Annotated in this window: 11 protein-coding genes; 5 read left to right on the top strand and 6 right to left on the bottom strand. The window is 34.9% G+C overall.

Features of this window, described 5'->3' with window-relative positions:
• Positions 1-169 precede the first annotated feature (169 nt).
• The 3 genes from AABD74_RS06400 to AABD74_RS06390 form a co-directional block, all read right to left on the bottom strand.
• Positions 170-1,159 carry an aspartate-semialdehyde dehydrogenase gene (locus tag AABD74_RS06400; RefSeq protein ID WP_406845012.1) on the bottom strand — a complete coding sequence of 330 codons (990 nt, stop codon included), beginning with the start codon at positions 1,157-1,159 and terminating at the stop codon, positions 170-172.
• 172 nt (positions 1,160-1,331) lie between these two features.
• The gene (gene mscL / locus AABD74_RS06395) at positions 1,332-1,709 is read right to left on the bottom strand and encodes a large conductance mechanosensitive channel protein MscL (protein ID WP_232677521.1); all 378 of its coding nucleotides are present in this window, start codon (positions 1,707-1,709) and stop codon (positions 1,332-1,334) included.
• Between the two features lie 69 nt (positions 1,710-1,778).
• Entirely contained in the window at positions 1,779-4,247 is a 2,469-nt protein-coding gene (locus tag AABD74_RS06390) for a bifunctional UDP-N-acetylmuramoyl-tripeptide:D-alanyl-D-alanine ligase/alanine racemase (protein ID WP_406845011.1), read from the bottom strand.
• A 268-nt stretch (positions 4,248-4,515) separates the two neighbouring features.
• On the opposite strand from AABD74_RS06390, the gene AABD74_RS06385 reads away from it, so the two are divergent.
• Positions 4,516-5,121, top strand: a complete 606-nt coding sequence (locus tag AABD74_RS06385) for a hypothetical protein (protein WP_232677526.1) — start codon at positions 4,516-4,518, stop codon at positions 5,119-5,121.
• Here the strand turns inward: AABD74_RS06385 and AABD74_RS06380 are convergent.
• Complete coding sequence (locus tag AABD74_RS06380; protein WP_406845010.1) at positions 5,116-5,823, bottom strand: porin family protein; 708 nt, start codon at positions 5,821-5,823, stop codon at positions 5,116-5,118. The genes AABD74_RS06385 and AABD74_RS06380 overlap by 6 nt on opposite strands.
• A 224-nt stretch (positions 5,824-6,047) precedes the next feature.
• On the opposite strand from AABD74_RS06380, the gene AABD74_RS06375 reads away from it, so the two are divergent.
• From AABD74_RS06375 to AABD74_RS06360, 4 genes are all read left to right on the top strand, one after another.
• Complete coding sequence (locus AABD74_RS06375) at positions 6,048-6,401, top strand: hypothetical protein (RefSeq protein WP_232677531.1); 354 nt, start codon at positions 6,048-6,050, stop codon at positions 6,399-6,401.
• A gap of 150 nt (positions 6,402-6,551) precedes the next feature.
• Complete coding sequence (locus AABD74_RS06370; RefSeq protein ID WP_406845009.1) at positions 6,552-8,759, top strand: TonB-dependent receptor; 2,208 nt, start codon at positions 6,552-6,554, stop codon at positions 8,757-8,759.
• 219 nt (positions 8,760-8,978) lie between these two features.
• Positions 8,979-11,087: a prolyl oligopeptidase family protein gene (locus tag AABD74_RS06365; protein ID WP_406845008.1), complete on the top strand. Its 2,109-nt coding sequence runs from the start codon at positions 8,979-8,981 to the stop codon at positions 11,085-11,087.
• A gap of 293 nt (positions 11,088-11,380) precedes the next feature.
• Positions 11,381-12,376, top strand: a complete 996-nt coding sequence (locus AABD74_RS06360) for a Gfo/Idh/MocA family protein (protein WP_406845007.1) — start codon at positions 11,381-11,383, stop codon at positions 12,374-12,376.
• 235 nt (positions 12,377-12,611) lie between these two features.
• On the opposite strand, the gene AABD74_RS06355 is transcribed toward AABD74_RS06360, so the two are convergent.
• Entirely contained in the window at positions 12,612-13,544 is a 933-nt protein-coding gene (locus AABD74_RS06355) for an outer membrane beta-barrel protein (RefSeq protein ID WP_232677547.1), read from the bottom strand.
• 177 nt (positions 13,545-13,721) lie between these two features.
• Entirely contained in the window at positions 13,722-18,260 is a 4,539-nt protein-coding gene (dnaE, locus tag AABD74_RS06350) for a DNA polymerase III subunit alpha (RefSeq protein WP_232677549.1), read from the bottom strand.
• Positions 18,261-18,382: the final 122 nt, after the last annotated feature.

The raw sequence follows: 18,382 nt of genomic DNA, 5'->3' as shown, positions 1-18,382 counted from the left end.
GAATCAAATTGGTTCTCGCTTTTTTTTATCGTTACGATTTAAACCCTACAGGGTTTTAAAACCTGTAGGGTTTCTGTTTACAATATACAAATAGAAGGCATCAAAAAAGCCGTAATTACATTGCTGCAATTACGGCTTTTTCTTTATAACAATTTTCTTTAATCTCTAGTTATACCAAACCTGCTGCGATTAAATATTCAGCAATTTGAATTGTATTTGTTGCTGCGCCTTTTCTTAAGTTATCAGCAACTATCCACATGTTTAATGTATTTGGCTGGCTCTCGTCACGACGAATTCTTCCAACAAAAACATCATTTTTACCTTCTGCATATAATGGCATTGGGTAAGTGAATGTATCTAAATTATCCTGTACCACTACTCCATCAGTATTGTGTAAAATTTCGCGAACTTCGTTTACATCGAAATCATTTGTAAACTCAACATTTACTGCTTCACTGTGTCCACCAACAACCGGTACACGAACTGCGGTAGCTGTAACTCTAATAGTGTTATCACCAAGGATTTTTTGAGTTTCGCGAACTAATTTCATTTCTTCTTTAGTGTACCCATTTTCTTCAAAACTATCGCAGTGCGGGATTGCATTTCTATGAATTGGATATTTGTAAGCCATATCACCCTGAATTCCTGCATACTCATTTTCTAATTGTTTCACTGCTTTTACACCAGTTCCTGTGATAGATTGGTAAGTAGAAACAATGATTCTTTTAATGTTGTATTTTTTATGTAAAGGAGCCAAAGCCAATACCATTTGAATAGTAGAGCAGTTTGGGTTTGCAATAATTTTATCTTCTTTTGTTAATACAGATGCATTGATTTCTGGAACTACTAATTTCTTAGTTGGGTCCATTCTCCATGCCGATGAGTTGTCGATAACAGTTGTTCCGGCTGCAGCAAATTTTGGAGCCCATTCTAATGAAGTATCTCCACCTGCAGAGAAAACTGCGATATCTGCTTTCATATCTACAGCAGTCTGCATTCCAACAACTTTATATTTTGTCCCTTTAAATTCAATTTCTTTTCCAATTGATTTTTCAGATGCAACAGGAATTAATTCTGTAACAGGAAAATTTCTTTCTGCTAAAACTTTAAGCATTATCTCGCCAACCATTCCGGTAGCACCTACAACCGCTATTCTCATTTTTATATTTTTAATATCAATTAATCTAATTTACTCTGCAAAAATAGTTATAATAAAAACGAAAACAACATGCTTCACAAAAAATAACAAAATGTTACAAATTAAACAATTCATTAAAAAAACCGCTCCAATCAAGAAGCGGTTAAGTTAGAATTAGTGCAGCGGTATATTTTTATTTATTTTTTAATAAATCTCTAATTTGTGTAAGCAATTCTTCTTGTGTCGGTCCTGCTGGCGGCGGCGGTGCAGCACCTTTCTTTTTTGCATGGTTTATTGCTTTAATTATCAGAAACAAAACAAAAGCAACAATTATAAAGTTAATTACTGCCGAAACAAACAAACCGTACTTAACACCCCCAAATGCTGTTAGTTCTTCGATAGTTGATAAATGTGCAGCATCTAAAGCCGGTTTTAATAGCAGTGGTGTAATAACATCTTCTATAAATGAGCTCACAATTTTACCAAAAGCAGCTCCAATAATCACACCGACAGCCAGATCAACAACGTTGCCTTTCATTGCAAATTCCTTAAATTCTGAAAAAAATCCCATAATTGACTTGTTTATATTTATAAATAATTTAATACGAAAATACGTAAATTACCTGAAAGTTTCTTAAATCTACCTAAAAAATACTCGTTTCACACGCTGCGAAATACTCGTCATAATCTCATACGGAATGGTTTTTAAAGCATCGGCCATTTCAATAACTGTTGGGCTTTCGCCGAAAATAATTACCGAATCGCCTTCTTTGCAGTCGATATGACTTACATCAACCATTAGCATATCCATACAGACGCTTCCTACGATATAGGCTTTTTGATTTTTAATGGTTACAAAACCAACCTGATTGCCCCATAATCTCGAAATTCCGTCTGCATATCCAATTGGGATTGTGGCAATTTTTGTTTCTTTTTCGGCCATGAAACGACGCCCGTAACCTACGCTGTCGCCTACTGAAATGGTACGAACCTGCGAAATAATCGATTTTAACGTGCCTACATTTTCCAGATATTTTTGTTCTAGCGGGTCATTGGAAACGCCATATAAACCAATTCCCAAACGAACCATATTATATTGTGCATCTGGGAAATTGCTGATTCCGGAAGTATTTAAAATATGACGAATTGGTTTTATATTTAATTCCATCATTAATTTTGAAGATAATTTCTCGAATAAATTAATCTGCGAAATGACAAAATCATAATGATTCAAATCGTCGCTCGTCGCCAAATGCGATAAAATACTCTGAACACGAACGGTCGAATTTCCTTTTAAGGTTGCAATCAATTCATCTATAGTATCATCTTCAAACCCCAAACGATGCATTCCTGTATCGAGTTTTATATGAATAGGAAAATCTTTCAAATTCTTTTCTCTGGCAATTTTCAAGAAGGCATTTAATCCTTTTATACTGTAAATTTCAGGTTCTAATTTATATTGAATGATGGACGGAAAACTGGTCGATTCTGGATTTAAAACCATAATTGGCAGTTTGATTCCGCCGTTTTTCAGCGAAATTCCTTCATCGGCGAAAGCCACACCTAAATAATTAACCTTATTATGTTCGAGTAATTTTGCAATTTCAAGTCCGCCGTTTCCGTAACCAAAAGCTTTAACCATAACCATGATTTTTACATCGTCGGCCAGTTTTGATTTAAAGTAATTTAAATTATGATTTATGGCATCAAGGTTAATTTCAAGAACCGTTTCATGTGTTTTTTCTTCAAGCAGCGAAACTATTTCCTCAAACTGAAATGATCGTGCACCTTTTATTAAAATAGTTTCGTTATTGAAATTCAGGTCCTCGACTGCATCAATAAATTCGGCAGTATTTTGAAACATGGTACTGTTTGGAAACTTGGCTGCAAAAGATGAAATAGTTGCCCCGACACCAATTATGCGATTGATTTTATTATCTGAAATTAACTGAGCAACTTTTGAATAGAGTTCTTCATTTGAAAATCCGCTTTGAAAAATATCCGACAAAATAACCGTTTTTGAAGCGTTCTTTTTTTGGCTTTCCAGAAAATCCAAAGCAATTTTCAGCGATTGAAAATCTGAGCTGTAACTATCATCAATTAAACTGCAATTGTTGATTCCGTTTTTAACTTCAAGGCGCATTTCAACCGGATAAAGTAATTGCACCCGATTTTGAATAACCTCGAAATCATAATTAAAATACAGTAAAACCAATAAACATGAAATAGTATTTTCTATAGAAGCCGAATCACTAAACGGAATTTCTAAATTAAAAACTTTGTCTTTATATTGATATTTAATGGTTGTCGAATCGCTTTTGGTTTCTTTTTTCAAAATAAAAACATCTGCAGAAGCATCTGTAAAACTCCATGAAAATAAAGTTCTGTTCTCTAGTGGATATTTAACAGAAAAATCTAAAAGACATTGGTCTACCAATTCATTTTTTTGATAAATAATTACTGCTGATTTTTTGAAAAACAATAATTTTTCTTTGATTTTATGATTCAGATTTTCAAAACCTTCATCATGCGCAGAACCTATACTGGTTAAAACACCAATATTTGGTTTGATGATTTTTTCAAGGTTAACCATTTCGTTTACCGTCGAAATCCCGGCTTCGAAAATTCCTAAATTATGTTTCTCATTTATGGCAATCACAGAAAGCGGAACGCCAACTTGTGAATTATAACTTTTTGGGTTTCGGATAATATTATAATCCGGACTCAGCAGGAAATTAAGCCATTCTTTTACGATGGTTTTTCCGTTGCTTCCCGTTAAACCAATTATTGGAAAATCAAATAAATCACGATGATAACCTGCGAGTTCCTGAAGTGCTTTGCGAGTATTTTTTACCACGAAAAAATTCGCTTTTCCTTTTACATTTTCGGGAATATACTGAACGACAAAGTTCTGAACGCCTTTTTCTATCAATTCTGAAATGTACAAATGAGCATCATTGTTAACCCCGGAAAGGGTAATAAACAATGTTTTAGACCCGTTTTGTAAAGAACGGCTGTCGATCGAAATATGATCAACAAAAATATCTGATTCTGAACCTATCCATTCAGCGTTAAAAACCGAAATAAGGCTTTTTAAATTTATGCTCATTTAGAAATTTCTTTTTGTCAAATTTAAAAAAAGGTTTGCCGCGAATTACACTAATTTCCACGAATTATTTTTTTATTTTTTTGCCACAGATTAAAAAGATTCTCACAGATTAGAAATCCTTTTAATCCTTTTAATCTGTGGCAAAACTTTCCACATATTTTAAAATAAATTCGTAGAAATTAGTGCAATTCGAGGCGAGAAAAACTAAATATTCGTGGCAAAAAACATTAATTCCTTATATTTGTTCAATACCACAAAATAATACGTTTTGAAAAAAATACTTCCGATATTCTCCTATATACTTCATCCGATTTTTATATCGATGTATGCAGCACTATTATACCTTTATTGTAAAGAAGATATTTTTACAATGCAGGAAAAATATTTTGTTCTGTTTCAAATTTTAGTCATTACAATTATAGTTCCCGTTTTATTTTTTATGCTGCTTCGTTCTACCGGACACGTAAAATCGATGATGCTTCCAGAAAACTCTCAACGCCGAATTCCTCTTATTTTACAGTGCTTTTTATATATTTTATTAGTAAAAAGAAGTATCGTAATTACGCGTTATCCTGAACTTCATTTCTTTTTTCTGGGTGCGCTGTTTAGTACAATATTAGCATTGGTCTGTTCGCTTTTTAAAATTAAAGCCAGTCTGCACATGACAGCTCTTACAGGATTTACAATTTTTGCAATTGGATTAAATATTCATTTACAAATGCACAATCCGTATTGGGGCGCATTGTTAATTTTATTGTCTGGAATTGTGGCTTCATCACGATTAGAAATGGATGCTCATACGCCAAAAGAAATATTGATTGGGTTATTAATTGGCGTTTTACCTCAGGTATTATTTTTGTATTTGTGGTTATAAAATATAAAATATTAATCCTGCATTGAGCGTTTTCATGGTAACTTTTTCTCCGCTTAATGTTGTAACGCCATCTTTAAATAACGGACTCAAACCATAATACAAATAAACATTCCAGGTGTTGTAACCTGCAGAAATATATGGACCGTATTGGAATTTATTAATAGCGTCATTATTATTTATTCGATATGTGTTTTCGCCATCGTCTAAAACTGAAGTATTAGAGAATATATAACTCAATTTTACTCCGCCGTAAATTCTCCAGAATTTGGTACTTTCATAAGTAGAATTACGCCATCTAAACTCTATCGGAAACTCTACAGAGTATTGTTTGTATCGATTTGAAGCAATATCTCCTGCATCTACAACATTATAAACTATTGCTCCGGTCCCATCTTTTGAAATACCAAAATTCTGATAGTAATTTTGATAACTAAATCCTAAACCAGTTGCAATTGCAACTGTTCTCGATTTATTAATTGGCATATCGCGTAAAAACCCACCCGAAAGTCCAAGGGAAAATTTGTTTTGTTTGAATTTTTGAGGGATATCCGTAAACATATTATAGGTTACAGAAAAATAAAACTGGTCTTCTCTATACAAAGAATCTATTTTAACTATAGGTTTTATTTCTGCTTTGACATCTTCTTGCGAAAAAGCATTAAAAAATGAAACTAAAAACAAACAGCTAAAAAGAAATCGCATATAATTTTTTGAATTTAAAAGAGGTTTTACAAAATAAACGCTCAATAGAATCAATTTATTTCACTTACAAATATAATATAATGATAGTTCAGGAAGCGATTAGAAAGCAATTATTCTGTTTTTGACTAATAATAATTGTGTTTGCTGAACTTTTTTCAAATAATCTGCAACAGAATTCAAAAAATGAATTTGTATTTATACGATCTTTTATACCTTTGTTGTGTATGAAGAAAAAACAGCTCATATTAAGTTTTTCATTTGCTGTAACAATATTGTTCTCGATATTGTTTCAGTCCATACACAGTTATGAGCATATTGTAAAACAGCTTTCAGAAAAGCAGTGCCATCACGATTATAATGATCCGAGCGGTGAAATAACGCATCAGCACCATAATTACGATTTATGTTACGTTTGTAATTTTGCTTTTGGAAGTTACATTGTCCCGGAAAGTTTTTCTATTAAATTTAATTCTTTTGACAGCGAGATTCCTTATTTTTTCCCGCTTTTAGAAAAGGTTTTTTCTATTTCAAAAACTTCGTATTTATTACGAGGTCCTCCTGCAGCTTTAGTTTCTTAATAATTCAACATCTCTTTTTTTAAAATCTAAATTCAAAAACAACTTTGAGTTTCCTGATCCTGTTTATTAAATTAGGATTAGAATGCTGTACTGTTAGTTTAATTTTCATTTAAAAAAAGAAAATCCATTTAACTATAGCAAAATTTTCAAATGAAAAAATTAATAATTGCCCTTGTTTTAGGGTTTTCGGGCTTACTTTCTGCCCAGAATTCGGTTTCAGGAACAGTAACTGACAATCAAAATCAACCTTTACCTGGCGTTTCTGTTTACGCACCGGAACTGCATAAAGGAACAACAACTGATGTAAACGGAAAATATGAATTAAACAATCTTCCAAACGGAAATCTTCGTCTGTCTTTTTCTTATGTTGGATATGCCACTCAAAATAAAAACATCCCCAAATTAGTAAAACAAAATACCATTGATGTAACGCTCGAAGAATCGATTTTAGAAATGGATGAAGTTGTGGTTTCTACTCCTTTCAACAAACTGCAATCTCAAAACGTAATGAAAATTGAGCATGAAAGCATTAAAACTTTACAGCAAAAAGGAACTTCGACTTTAATTGAAGGTTTGGCTACAATTCCCGGGGTTTCGCAGATTTCTACCGGAACTTCTATTGGGAAGCCGGTAATTCGCGGATTGAGCGGTAACCGTGTTTTAGTGTATTCTCAAGGTGTTCGTATCGAAAACCAGCAGTTTGGAGATGAGCATGGTTTAGGCTTAAACGATGCCGGAATTGAAAGTGTCGAAGTTATTAAAGGCCCTGCATCGCTATTGTACGGTTCTGACGCTTTAGGAGGAGTTTTATACTTCAATCCTGAAAAATTTGCTGATGCCGGTACTTTTAAAGCTAATTTCAGTCAAAAATATTTTACGAATACAGAAGGAAGTAATTCTTCTATTGGATTAAAAACGTCTACAGATAATTGGAAATTTCTGGCGCGTGGAAGTTACAACACACATTCTGATTACAAAATTTCCGGTGGCGACCGCGTAACAAATTCGCGCTATAATGAAACTGATTTTAAAACCGGAATTGGTTACAGTAACTCAAGCTTCTCAAGTGTTTTAAGATACAATTACAATAAGCTGGATATTGGAATGCCTGAAGATGGAATTGCAGAACAATCTTCAAGCAAAGACACACAGTTCCCTAGGCAGGGAATTTTTAATCATTTATTGAGTTTAAACAATGTTATCTTTTTTGAAAACTCAAAACTTGATGTTGATTTAGGATATATTTCAAATGACAGAAGTGAGTTTGAAGACAGCAATGATCCTTCACTTCACATGAGATTAAATACTTTGAATTACAACTTAAAATATCACTTTCCTAAATTCGGAAAAATCGAAACCATTTTTGGGGTTCAGGGAATGCATCAAACGAATAAAAATTCTGGTGAAGAATATTTAATTCCAGATGCAACAACAAATGATTTTGGTGTTTTTGGAACTGCAAATTACGAATGGAACAACAGTGTTTTACAAACCGGATTACGTTTTGACAACAGAAACGTTACTTCTGACCCACACGGAATTGAAGGTGAAGAAGGTTATTTTCAGGCTTTAGACAGATCTTTTGACAGTTTTAATGCTTCTTTAGGATATAAAACAAAATTGGCAGAACCGTTTACGCTTCGTTTAAATGTTGCAACCGGATTTAGAGCGCCAAACTTAGCGGAGTTAACCTCAAACGGGGTTCACGAAGGAACAAACCGCTATGAGATTGGAAACGCCAATTTGAAAACAGAACAAAATGTTCAAACTGATTTAAATTTAGAATACAAAAACACGCATTTTGAGTTTTTCGTAAACGGTTTTTACAATCACGTAAACAATTATATCTATACTTCCCCAACCGGAGAAACTCGTGACGATAATGATGTTTTTGCTTATGTTCAGGATAATGCACAATTGTACGGAGGTGAAGCTGGTATACATTTTCATCCGCATCCTTTAGACTGGTTACATTTTGAAACTAGTTTTGAAACCGTAACTGGTAAAAAAGACAATAATGATTACTTACCGCTGATTCCTGCCAACAACTGGAATAATACGCTTAGAACAGAATTTAACATCAAAAACTGGTTAAGTGAAGGTTTTGCTTCATTAAATGTATCTTCAACTTTCAGCCAGGATAATGTGAGTGGTTTCGAAACTGCTTCTAAAGGTTATACTTTGGTTAATTTAGGTTTTGGAGGAACGGTAAAATTGGGTAAAACGGCTTTTGACATCAACCTGAACGGAAACAATTTATTCGACAAAAAATACATTGCGCACCTTTCAAGATTAAAAACAGATGGAATTCCAAATATTGGAAGAAACATCGTTCTGGGCGTTAATTTCAATTTATAACATTTTTTAAACCATATAAGTTATATAAGTAAATAAAAGCTAAGTCTTAAATTAAATAAGCTCATATAACTCATATGGTTTAATTCTTTATTCTTTAAATGAGTTATCCTGCTAAATATAAGCTTGACCTTAAATTAAATGAACTTATATAACTTATATGGTTTAAATTATTTTCACAACAAAAAGTACTATTTTTGCTACAACTGTTAATCAAAAACTATGAAAAAAACCTTTCTTATAATGGCAATTACAACTGCAGGAATTTCGTTTGGGCAAAATAAAATTCAGTACCCGGAAACTAAAAAAGGAGAAACTGTCGACATATATTTCGATACAAAAGTAAGCGATCCATACCGCTGGCTTGAAGATGATAAATCTGCTGAAACTGGTGCTTGGGTAAAAGCTGAAAACGAAGTAACTTATGGATATTTAGATAAAATTCCGTTTCGTTCAGCACTTAAAAAGCGAATGGAAAAACTTTGGAATTATGAAAAAATAGGTGCCCCATCAAAAGAAGGAAAGTTTACTTATTATTCTAAAAATAATGGGCTTCAAAATCAATCTGTTATTTACAGAAAAGACCAAAACGGAAAAGAAGAAGTTTTTCTGGATCCGAATACTTTCTCAAAAGACGGGACAACTTCGCTTGGCGGATTAGATTTTTCTAAAGATGGAAACAAAGCGGCATATTCTATTTCTGAAGGTGGAAGCGACTGGAGAAAAGTGATTATTATTGATGCAGTTTCTAAAAAAGTTCTGGAAGATACTTTGGTTGATGTAAAATTCAGCGGTGTTTCATGGCTTGGAAATGAAGGTTTTTATTATTCTAGTTATGATAAACCAAAAGGAAGTGAGCTTTCTGCAAAAACAGACCAGCACAAATTGTATTTTCATAAATTGGGAACTTCTCAAAAAGAAGATAAAGTAATTTTTGGTGCAGATCAAAAAAGAAGGTATGTTGGCGGTTACGTTACCGAAGACAATCATTATTTAGTAATTACGGCTGCTAATTCGACTTACGGAAATGAACTTTATATTAAAGATTTAAAAACGCCAAACAGTCCGATTATTACCATTGTAGATAACTTTAACAGTGATAATAATATTATCGAAAACGAAGGAAGTAAATTATTCATACAAACGGATTATAACGCCCCTAACGGACGTGTGGTTACTGTAGATTTCAGCAATCCTAAACAGGAAAACTGGAAAGATTTTATTAAAGAAACAGAGAATGTTTTATCTCCATCTACAGGCGGCGGATACTTTTTTGCCAATTATACAAAAGATGCTGTTTCGTTAGTTTTACAATATGATTACAGCGGAAAACTAATTCGCGAAATTAAACTTCCTGCAGTTGGAACTGCCGGAGGATTTGGTGCAAAAAAAGAAGAAAAGACTTTATACTACAGCTTTACAAACTATACAACTCCGGGAACCATTTTTTCTTTTGAACCAAAATCTGGTAAATCAGAAGTGTATCAAAAACCAAAAGTTGATTTTAAAAGTGAAGATTATGAATCTAAGCAAGTTTTCTATACTTCAAAAGACGGTACAAAAGTTCCTATGATTATTACGTATAAAAAAGGAACAAAATTAGACGGCAAAAACCCAACGATTCTTTACGGTTACGGCGGGTTTAACATTAGTTTGACTCCTGCATTTAGTATTTCGAATGCGGTTTGGATGGAAAACGGAGGTGTTTATGCGGTTGCCAATTTAAGAGGCGGCGGTGAATACGGTAAAAAATGGCATGATGCGGGAACAAAACTTCAAAAACAAAATGTGTTTGATGATTTTATTGCTGCTGCAGAATACCTAATTGCTCAAAAGTATACTTCATCTGATTATTTAGCGATTCGCGGAGGATCTAACGGAGGTTTATTAGTAGGTGCAATTATGACTCAGCGTCCTGATTTAATGAAAGTAGCTTTGCCAGCAGTTGGTGTTATGGATATGCTTCGTTACCATACTTTTACAGCCGGTGCGGGTTGGGCTTACGATTACGGAACAGCTCAGGACAGCAAAGAAATGTTTGAATATTTAAAAGGGTATTCTCCTGTTCAAAACGTTAAAAGCGGTACTAAATATCCGGCAACAATGGTTACAACCGGAGATCATGATGATCGTGTTGTTCCGGCACATAGTTTTAAATTTGCTGCTGAATTGCAAGACAAGCAAGCAGGAGAAAATCCTGTTTTGATTAGAATTGATGTAAAAGCAGGTCACGGCGCAGGAAAATCTGTTGCGGCTACAATCCAGGAAAATGTAGACATTCAGGCTTTCACACTTTATAATATGGGATTTAAAGCTTTACCTAAGGAGTAAGACTTTAAGTTAAAATTTTATAGCCACGAATTCACGAATTTAATTTTGTGAATTTGTGGTTATTTTTTTTGCCACAGATTAAAAGGATTAAATGGATTTTAAAATCTGTGAAAATCTTTTTAATCTGTGGCTTTATTATTTTTTTCCATGCAGATTTAGGCAGATCTAAACTGATTTAATTAATAAAAATCTGCGTGAATCTGCTCAAATCCTTTTAAATCTGCGTGAAAAATAATTCGTGAATTCGTGGCTAACTTTTTTCCTTAAATTTGAATAACTGAAATAACTAAACGATGAAAATTATAAAGTGGGGAATTATAGGCTGTGGGAATGTGACGGAAGTAAAAAGCGGACCAGCTTTTCAGAGAGCTCCGAATTCTGCTTTGGTTGCTGTGATGCGTAGAGATGCAAAGCTTGCCGAAGATTATGCCAAACGCCATAATGTCCCGAAATGGTATTCGAATGCAGCAGATTTAATAAACGATCCTGAAGTTGATGCGGTTTATATTGCTACGCCACCATCTTCTCATAAAGAATATACTCTTTTGTGTGCAAAAGCCGGAAAGCCTGTGTATGTTGAAAAACCAATGGCTTTGACTTTTCAAGAATGCAATGAAATGATCAGTGCTTGCAAAGAACATAATGTTCCTTTATTTGTTGCTTACTACAGAAGAGGTCTGCCTCGTTTTTTAAAAATAAAAGAAATAATTGACAAGGGAAAATTAGGAAACATACGACATGTAAATACTGTTTTATACCATCCGTTTGAAGCTCGTTATGACGACGAAATTAATCTTCCGTGGACGGTTTTACCTCATATTTCAGGCGGTGGTATTTTTGTTGATCTGGCCTGCCATACGTTAGATTTTCTGGATTTTGTTTTAGGTCCGATAAAATCTGTTCGCGGACATGCGACTTCTCAATTGCAAGCTTATCCGGCTGAAGATTCGGTTTCGATGTCCTTTTTATTTGAAAACGGAATTCACGGATCTGGTTTGTGGAATTTTGCCAGTTTTGAACGTTATGACAATACTGAAATTGTAGGGGATAAAGGTAAAATCTCGTTTTCAACTTTCGGAAATGATCCAATACATATTCAATATGCAAATGGACAAAAAGAAAGTATTACAATTGAGAATCCGCTTCATATTCAGCAGCCATTTATTGAAACCGTTATTACAGAGCTTTTAGGTAAAAAAGATGCTTCTCCATCAAAAGGAATTTCAGGAGCGAGAACAACTTGGGTTATTGATGAAGTTTTGAAGGAGTTTAGGAATTCTAAATCTTAATATTTCAATGCCTCCAGCTTTAGCTGGAGATTTAATAATAGCAAGCTTAAAAGGCTTTAGCCAAAACGTTTATTTGGCTAAAGCCTTTTTAAATTTAATCCTATCGACCTCCAGCTAAAGCTGGAGGCAATTTAATAAATCTTGTCATTTCTCCTTTCATCGAAATGACAAAAAAACAAAAAGGATATTCTCGCGAATATCCTTTCTTCAAAAAACTATAAACTTCTATAAAAAATTATAGACTGTATTTAAGACCAAAAGTAAATCCTAGACCAGAGATTCCAACATAAGAACTAATATCATCAGTTGCTTTAGTATTATCAAAACCAGCTGCATTAGTTACTTTACTATTTGAAGTAGTATTAATTTGCTTTACATATCTAGTATGGCTTGCAGAATATGATGCATCTGCACGGAAAGCTGTAGGAGTGTTTAATTTATCTACACCGTTTTCAGTATATATTTCTGTTTCTTTTGTTTTTCCGTGTACTGTAAAGTTACGGTATTCTAATTCAGCAAAAAGAGAAATATGTGTACCTAATTTATAAGATGTTCCTAATGCAGCAGTAAATCCAACTGTTGGGTTTGGCTTAATAACATCTTTAGTATAAGTATTTGTTACTCCCGCAGGGTTAGTATACGTTCTGGTGGTTTCAATTTCTAAAGTGCCATGAACAGGAACAATAACCCCAACTTTAGTATAAGGCTCAAAACCATGAGTTTCTCCTAAAAACAAAACGATTGCTGGAGCAATATCAAAAGCTTCAAGTTTTCCTACCGCTTTACCAGTTGCAAAAGTTGGTCCGGCCGCTACTAATCTATTTGTGGTTTGAACCATAGTTTTATCTGCGCTGTTAAAGTAATTAAATCCTAACTCAGCACCTAAACGCGGCGTAAAACGATATCCAGCGGTTAAACCTGTACGGAATCCTTGTCCAAAAGAACCATGATTAGTTTCTCTAGAAATTAAAGTCGTACCATCGGCAGCATAAACATCTGTATTAGGCAACGCTCCTGATACAGTTGGGAACTCGGCAGCAGCAGTTTGGATAAAATATGATCCTCCCAATTTAAAATACCAGCTTTCTGGTTTGTCTGTTTTTTCTGTCTGCGCCATTGTAGCGATAGAGCAAACTAATAGTCCTAATAAAAATAGGTTCTTTTTCATAATTCTGATTTAATTAATTTATACAAACTTAGAATTTTTTAACATATTCTTATAATTTGCATTGTTAGACTTGGAACGAAATCGTTGTAATTTCAGGCAATATTACTAAAAAAGTATTATGCATGCATAATTTTAACTTAAAAAAAATACATTCCATTAAATTTTAACTGTTAAAATTTAATTCAGTTTGAAATTTACCTGCATTTTCTCTAATTCCTGAAGAAGTTCAGTACAAATCCTAACTTTTAACCTTCTGCTTGGCATCGTTAATTTTGTTACGACTTTTACTTCTTCGACTTCTTTTACTTCCTGCATTTTAGCTTCTCCGGCAACAGTTTCGTTATCTTCATTTACATCTTCAAAAACGGCATCATCATTTCCTTCAAACTCACTGGTGGTTTCAACCTCAACTAAACGCTTTACATTTTCGATTTCCATAATCTCAAAACTTACAGAATTATCTCCTTTGTTTTCATTAAACAGTTGGCTTAATCTATGAATAAATTCAGTTTGTAAATCTTTGATATCTAATAAAAGAATCAGTTTTTTAGCAAATGCTTCCAGAATATCCTGCAATTGCCGCACCTCAACAAACTGCATTCTTGGATCTGATTTTTTACCTGTATCATGATTTACCCAGCCATCTTTTATCAATATTTTTAAGTAGGCGAAATTATTCTGAATCAGGAAATGGCGGAATTTTAAATATTCTTCACCAAAAATTTTAAACTCATAACTCTCGTCATATCCTTCCAGATTAAATACAGCCCAGCCTTTTCCGTTTTTGGCTACACGATGCTGTACATTGTTAATGATTCCGGCAAAGTTTAGATTTTTACCTACATATTCATTCATGCTTTTCAACACTTCTAATCGGGCATTGCAGAAGTATTTCATCTCAAATCTAAAATCATCAAGCGGATGTCCGGAAATATAAATCCCAACCACCTCTTTTTCCTTAGCTAGTTTTTCCATTGTACTCCAGTCCTCACATGGCGGTACAACCGGTTCTGCAATCTGCACTTCGCTGGTTTCTCCAAATAAACTTACTTGCGATGAATTTTCATTTTCCTGAAATTTCGATCCGTAACGCATCGCTTTTTCGTAAAATGTAATTCCGTCGCCATCATCATGGAAATATTGCGCTCTTGTAGTTCCTTCAAAAGAATCAAATCCTCCGGCAAGTGCTAAGTTTTCAATTGCTTTTTTATTGGCTGCACGCAAATCGATTCGTTTCGCCAAATCAAAAATGGATTTATATCTTCCGTCTTTTCTGTTTTCTACGATTGTTTCAACGGCTCCGGAACCAACACCTTTAATAGCACCCATTCCAAAACGAACGGCATAATTATCGTTTACTGTAAATTTATAGTACGATTCGTTTACGTCTGGACCTAAAACCTGTAATCCCATACGTTTACATTCTTCCATAAAAAATGAAACCTGTTTGATATCATTCATATTATTCGAAAGAACCGCAGCCATATATTCTGCCGGATAATGAGCTTTTAAATAAGCGGTTTGATACGCAATCCACGCATAACAAGTCGAGTGCGATTTGTTGAAGGCGTAACTCGCAAAAGCTTCCCAGTCTTTCCAGATTTTCTCCAGAATTTTGGCATCGTGACCTTTTTCTGCCGCCTGCTCCACAAACTTAGGCTTCATTTTATCCAGTACATCTTTTTGTTTCTTACCCATCGCTTTACGCAAAACGTCGGCCTCACCCTTTGTAAATCCTGCCAAAGACTGAGACAAAAGCATTACCTGCTCCTGGTAAACCGTAATTCCGTAGGTTTCTGATAGATATTCGGCACAGGCGTCTAAATCGTATTTGATTTCTTCGTCACCGTTTTTTCTTCGAACGAAAGACGGAATATACTCCAAAGGTCCCGGACGATACAAGGCATTCATGGCAATTAAATCTCCAAAAACCGTTGGCTTTAGATCTTTCATGTATTTCTGCATTCCGGGTGACTCGTATTGGAAGATTCCAACCGTTTCACCTCTTTGGAAAAGTGCATACGTTTCTTCGTCATCAATTGGAAACGTGTCTGGATCCAAATCAATTCCTGTTCTGTATTTTACCAGTTTAACGGTATCTTTTATCAGCGTAAGGGTCTTCAGACCCAGGAAGTCCATTTTAAGCAGTCCGGCACTTTCTGCAACCGAGTTATCAAACTGTGTTACATATAAATCAGAATCTTTTGCCGTTGTAACAGGAACGTAATTCGTAATATCCGATGGCGTAATGATAACCCCACAAGCGTGAATTCCCGTATTACGCATCGATCCTTCAAGGATTTTTGCCTGCTGAATGGTTTCTCCTGCCAAATCATCTTCGTTGGCAATGGCAATTAATTCTTTTACATTATCAAATTCGTCCGAACGAAGTGCTTTTTTTACTTCCTCTTCGCTTTCAGAAATAAAACGCGCCAAATTCCATTTTGACGGCATCATTCCCGGAATCAGTTTTGCAATTCTATCAGCTTCAAACAATGGTAAATCCAGTACACGCGCCGTATCACGAATTGCCGATTTGGTTGCCATTTTACCATAAGTGATAATCTGTGCTACCTGTTTTTGACCATATTTATTAATTACATAATCCATTACACGTCCACGACCCTCATCATCAAAGTCGATATCAATATCGGGCATCGATACACGGTCAGGATTTAGGAAACGCTCAAAAAGTAAATCGTATTTAATGGGGTCAATATTGGTAATTCCTAGACAATACGCAACGGCTGAACCCGCTGCAGATCCACGACCGGGACCTACCGAAACGTCCATTTTTCTTGCTTCGGCAATGAAATCCTGAACAATCAAAAAGTAACCCGGATATCCTGAATTCGAAATCGTCAATAATTCAAAATCCAAACGCTCCTGAATTGATTCGGTAATTTCGCCATAACGTCTTTTAGCACCTTCCATGGTAAGGTGTCGCAAGTATTTATTTTCCCCTCTTACACCACCGTCTTCTTCATCTTCAGGAACTATAAATTCGTCGGGAATATCAAATTTTGGAAGCAATACATCTCGGTAAAGCGAATATCCTTCGACCTTATCAATAATTTCCTGAATGTTGATAATTGCTTCGGGCAGGTCAGAAAAGAGTTTTTTCATCTCCTCTTCTGACTTGAAATAATATTCCTGATTTGGAAGCCCATAACGATAACCACGTCCGCGTCCGATGGGTGTTGCCTGCTTTTCTCCGTCTTTTACACAAAGTAAAATATCGTGTGCATTGGCATCTTCTTTATTTAAATAATAGGTATTATTTGTCGCAATTAATTTGACATTGTGTTTTTGCGAAAATTCAATCAGGGTTTTGTTGACACGGTTTTCGTCTTCCTGATTGTGGCGCATTATTTCCAAATAGAAATCGTCGCCAAATTGTTCCTTCCACCAAACTAAAGCTTCTTCAGCTTGGTTTTCACCAATGTTCAGGATTTTACTTGGAATTTCTCCATATAAATTCCCAGACAAAACCATGATCTCTTCTTTGTATTTTTCAACAATCGCACGGTCAATCCTCGGCACATAATAAAATCCATCAGTGTAGGCAATCGAAGCCATTTTGGCCAGATTATGATAACCTGCTTTGTTTTTAGCCAGCAAAACAACCTGATAACCGTTGTCTTTTTTACTTTTATCTAAATGGTTTTCACAAATATTAAACTCGCAGCCTACAATTGGTTTTACCTCAGTTTCGGTTGGCTCTTCTCCCGCTTCAACCAAAGCTTTATTTTTTCCAGATGCTGCTTTGTTGTGGTTCATAACGGCGCTCACAAAGTGAAAAGCCCCCATCATGTTTCCCGTATCGGTCATGGCAACGGCCGGCATTCCGTTTTTGGCTGCAGCTGCCACAATATTTCCAATTCCGATAGTCGATTGCAAAACCGAAAACTGTGTATGATTGTGTAAATGTGCAAATTTTGCTGCTTTAAAATCTGCTTTATCAGATTCTGAAACGGTAGTTTGTTTATCGTCAACTTGCAAAGCTTTAAGCTGTTCTCTGATTTTATCAGAAGCTGCTTTTAAGTTGATATGTTTTAAACCAATAAGCTTAAACGGCTCTGAATTTCTTTCCTGAAATTCTTTGAAATAATCCTTCGGAACGTCTAATTCTTCTTTTGTAAAAACTTCTCTTCTAACCAACTCAAGGAAACAACGCGTAGTTGCCTCAACGTCGGCAGTTGCATTGTGCGCTTCCGCAAAAGGCTGGTCGAAAAGATAGCTGTGTAATTCCGTAAGAGTTGGAAGTTTGAATTTTCCCCCACGACCTCCGGGAAGCTGTAATAATGAAGCCGTAACTTCAGTACAGGTATCCAAAACTGGCATTGAACTCATTTGAGACTCTACTCCCATTCTATGGAATTCGGCACCCATAATATTAACGTCGAAACCTAAATTCTGTCCAACAATAAATTTGGTTTTACTTAAAGCGATATTGAATTTCTCTAAAACTTCTGCCAGCGAGATTCCATCGGCTTCAGCCAATTCAGTAGAGATTCCGTGAATACGTTCAGCATCATACGGAATATTAAATCCTTCTGGTTTTACCAAATAATCCTGATGCTCAATAAGCTGTCCCATTTCGTCATGAAGCTGCCACGCAATCTGAATACAGCGGGGCCAGTTATCAGAATCAGTAATTGGTGCATCCCAACGCTTTGGTAATCCAGTTGTTTCGGTATCGAATATTAAATACATAAGTTTAAATAGCAAAAATTAAAGCTCCAAATTCCAAAACTTTTCCAATATAAACCTTTGATTATATGGAATCTAAAAAACTGCTCTATAGAAAATGGAGGAAGTTCAAATTTACGCTTTTT

It is taken from the genome of Flavobacterium soyae, from assembly GCF_045348165.1.
In the GTDB taxonomy this organism is placed as follows: Bacteria; Bacteroidota; Bacteroidia; order Flavobacteriales; family Flavobacteriaceae; genus Flavobacterium; species Flavobacterium soyae.
Note: the sequence above shows the minus strand (reverse complement) of the source record. Positions and strands in the feature narration are given on the sequence as shown.

Bases quoted from the DNA above. Each gene is read 5' to 3' on its own strand.
- AABD74_RS06400 (WP_406845012.1), bottom strand. From the start codon at position 1,159: ATGAGAATAGCGGTTGTAGGTGCTACCGGAATGGTTGGCGAGATAATG.
- mscL (WP_232677521.1), bottom strand. From the start codon at position 1,709: ATGGGATTTTTTTCAGAATTTAAGGAATTTGCAATGAAAGGCAACGTT.
- AABD74_RS06390 (WP_406845011.1), bottom strand. From the start codon at position 4,247: ATGAGCATAAATTTAAAAAGCCTTATTTCGGTTTTTAACGCTGAATGG.
- AABD74_RS06380 (WP_406845010.1), bottom strand. From the start codon at position 5,823: ATGCGATTTCTTTTTAGCTGTTTGTTTTTAGTTTCATTTTTTAATGCT.
- AABD74_RS06375 (WP_232677531.1), top strand. From the start codon at position 6,048: ATGAAGAAAAAACAGCTCATATTAAGTTTTTCATTTGCTGTAACAATA.
- AABD74_RS06370 (WP_406845009.1), top strand. From the start codon at position 6,552: ATGAAAAAATTAATAATTGCCCTTGTTTTAGGGTTTTCGGGCTTACTT.
- AABD74_RS06365 (WP_406845008.1), top strand. From the start codon at position 8,979: ATGAAAAAAACCTTTCTTATAATGGCAATTACAACTGCAGGAATTTCG.
- AABD74_RS06360 (WP_406845007.1), top strand. From the start codon at position 11,381: ATGAAAATTATAAAGTGGGGAATTATAGGCTGTGGGAATGTGACGGAA.
- AABD74_RS06355 (WP_232677547.1), bottom strand. From the start codon at position 13,544: ATGAAAAAGAACCTATTTTTATTAGGACTATTAGTTTGCTCTATCGCT.
- dnaE (WP_232677549.1), bottom strand. From the start codon at position 18,260: ATGTATTTAATATTCGATACCGAAACAACTGGATTACCAAAGCGTTGG.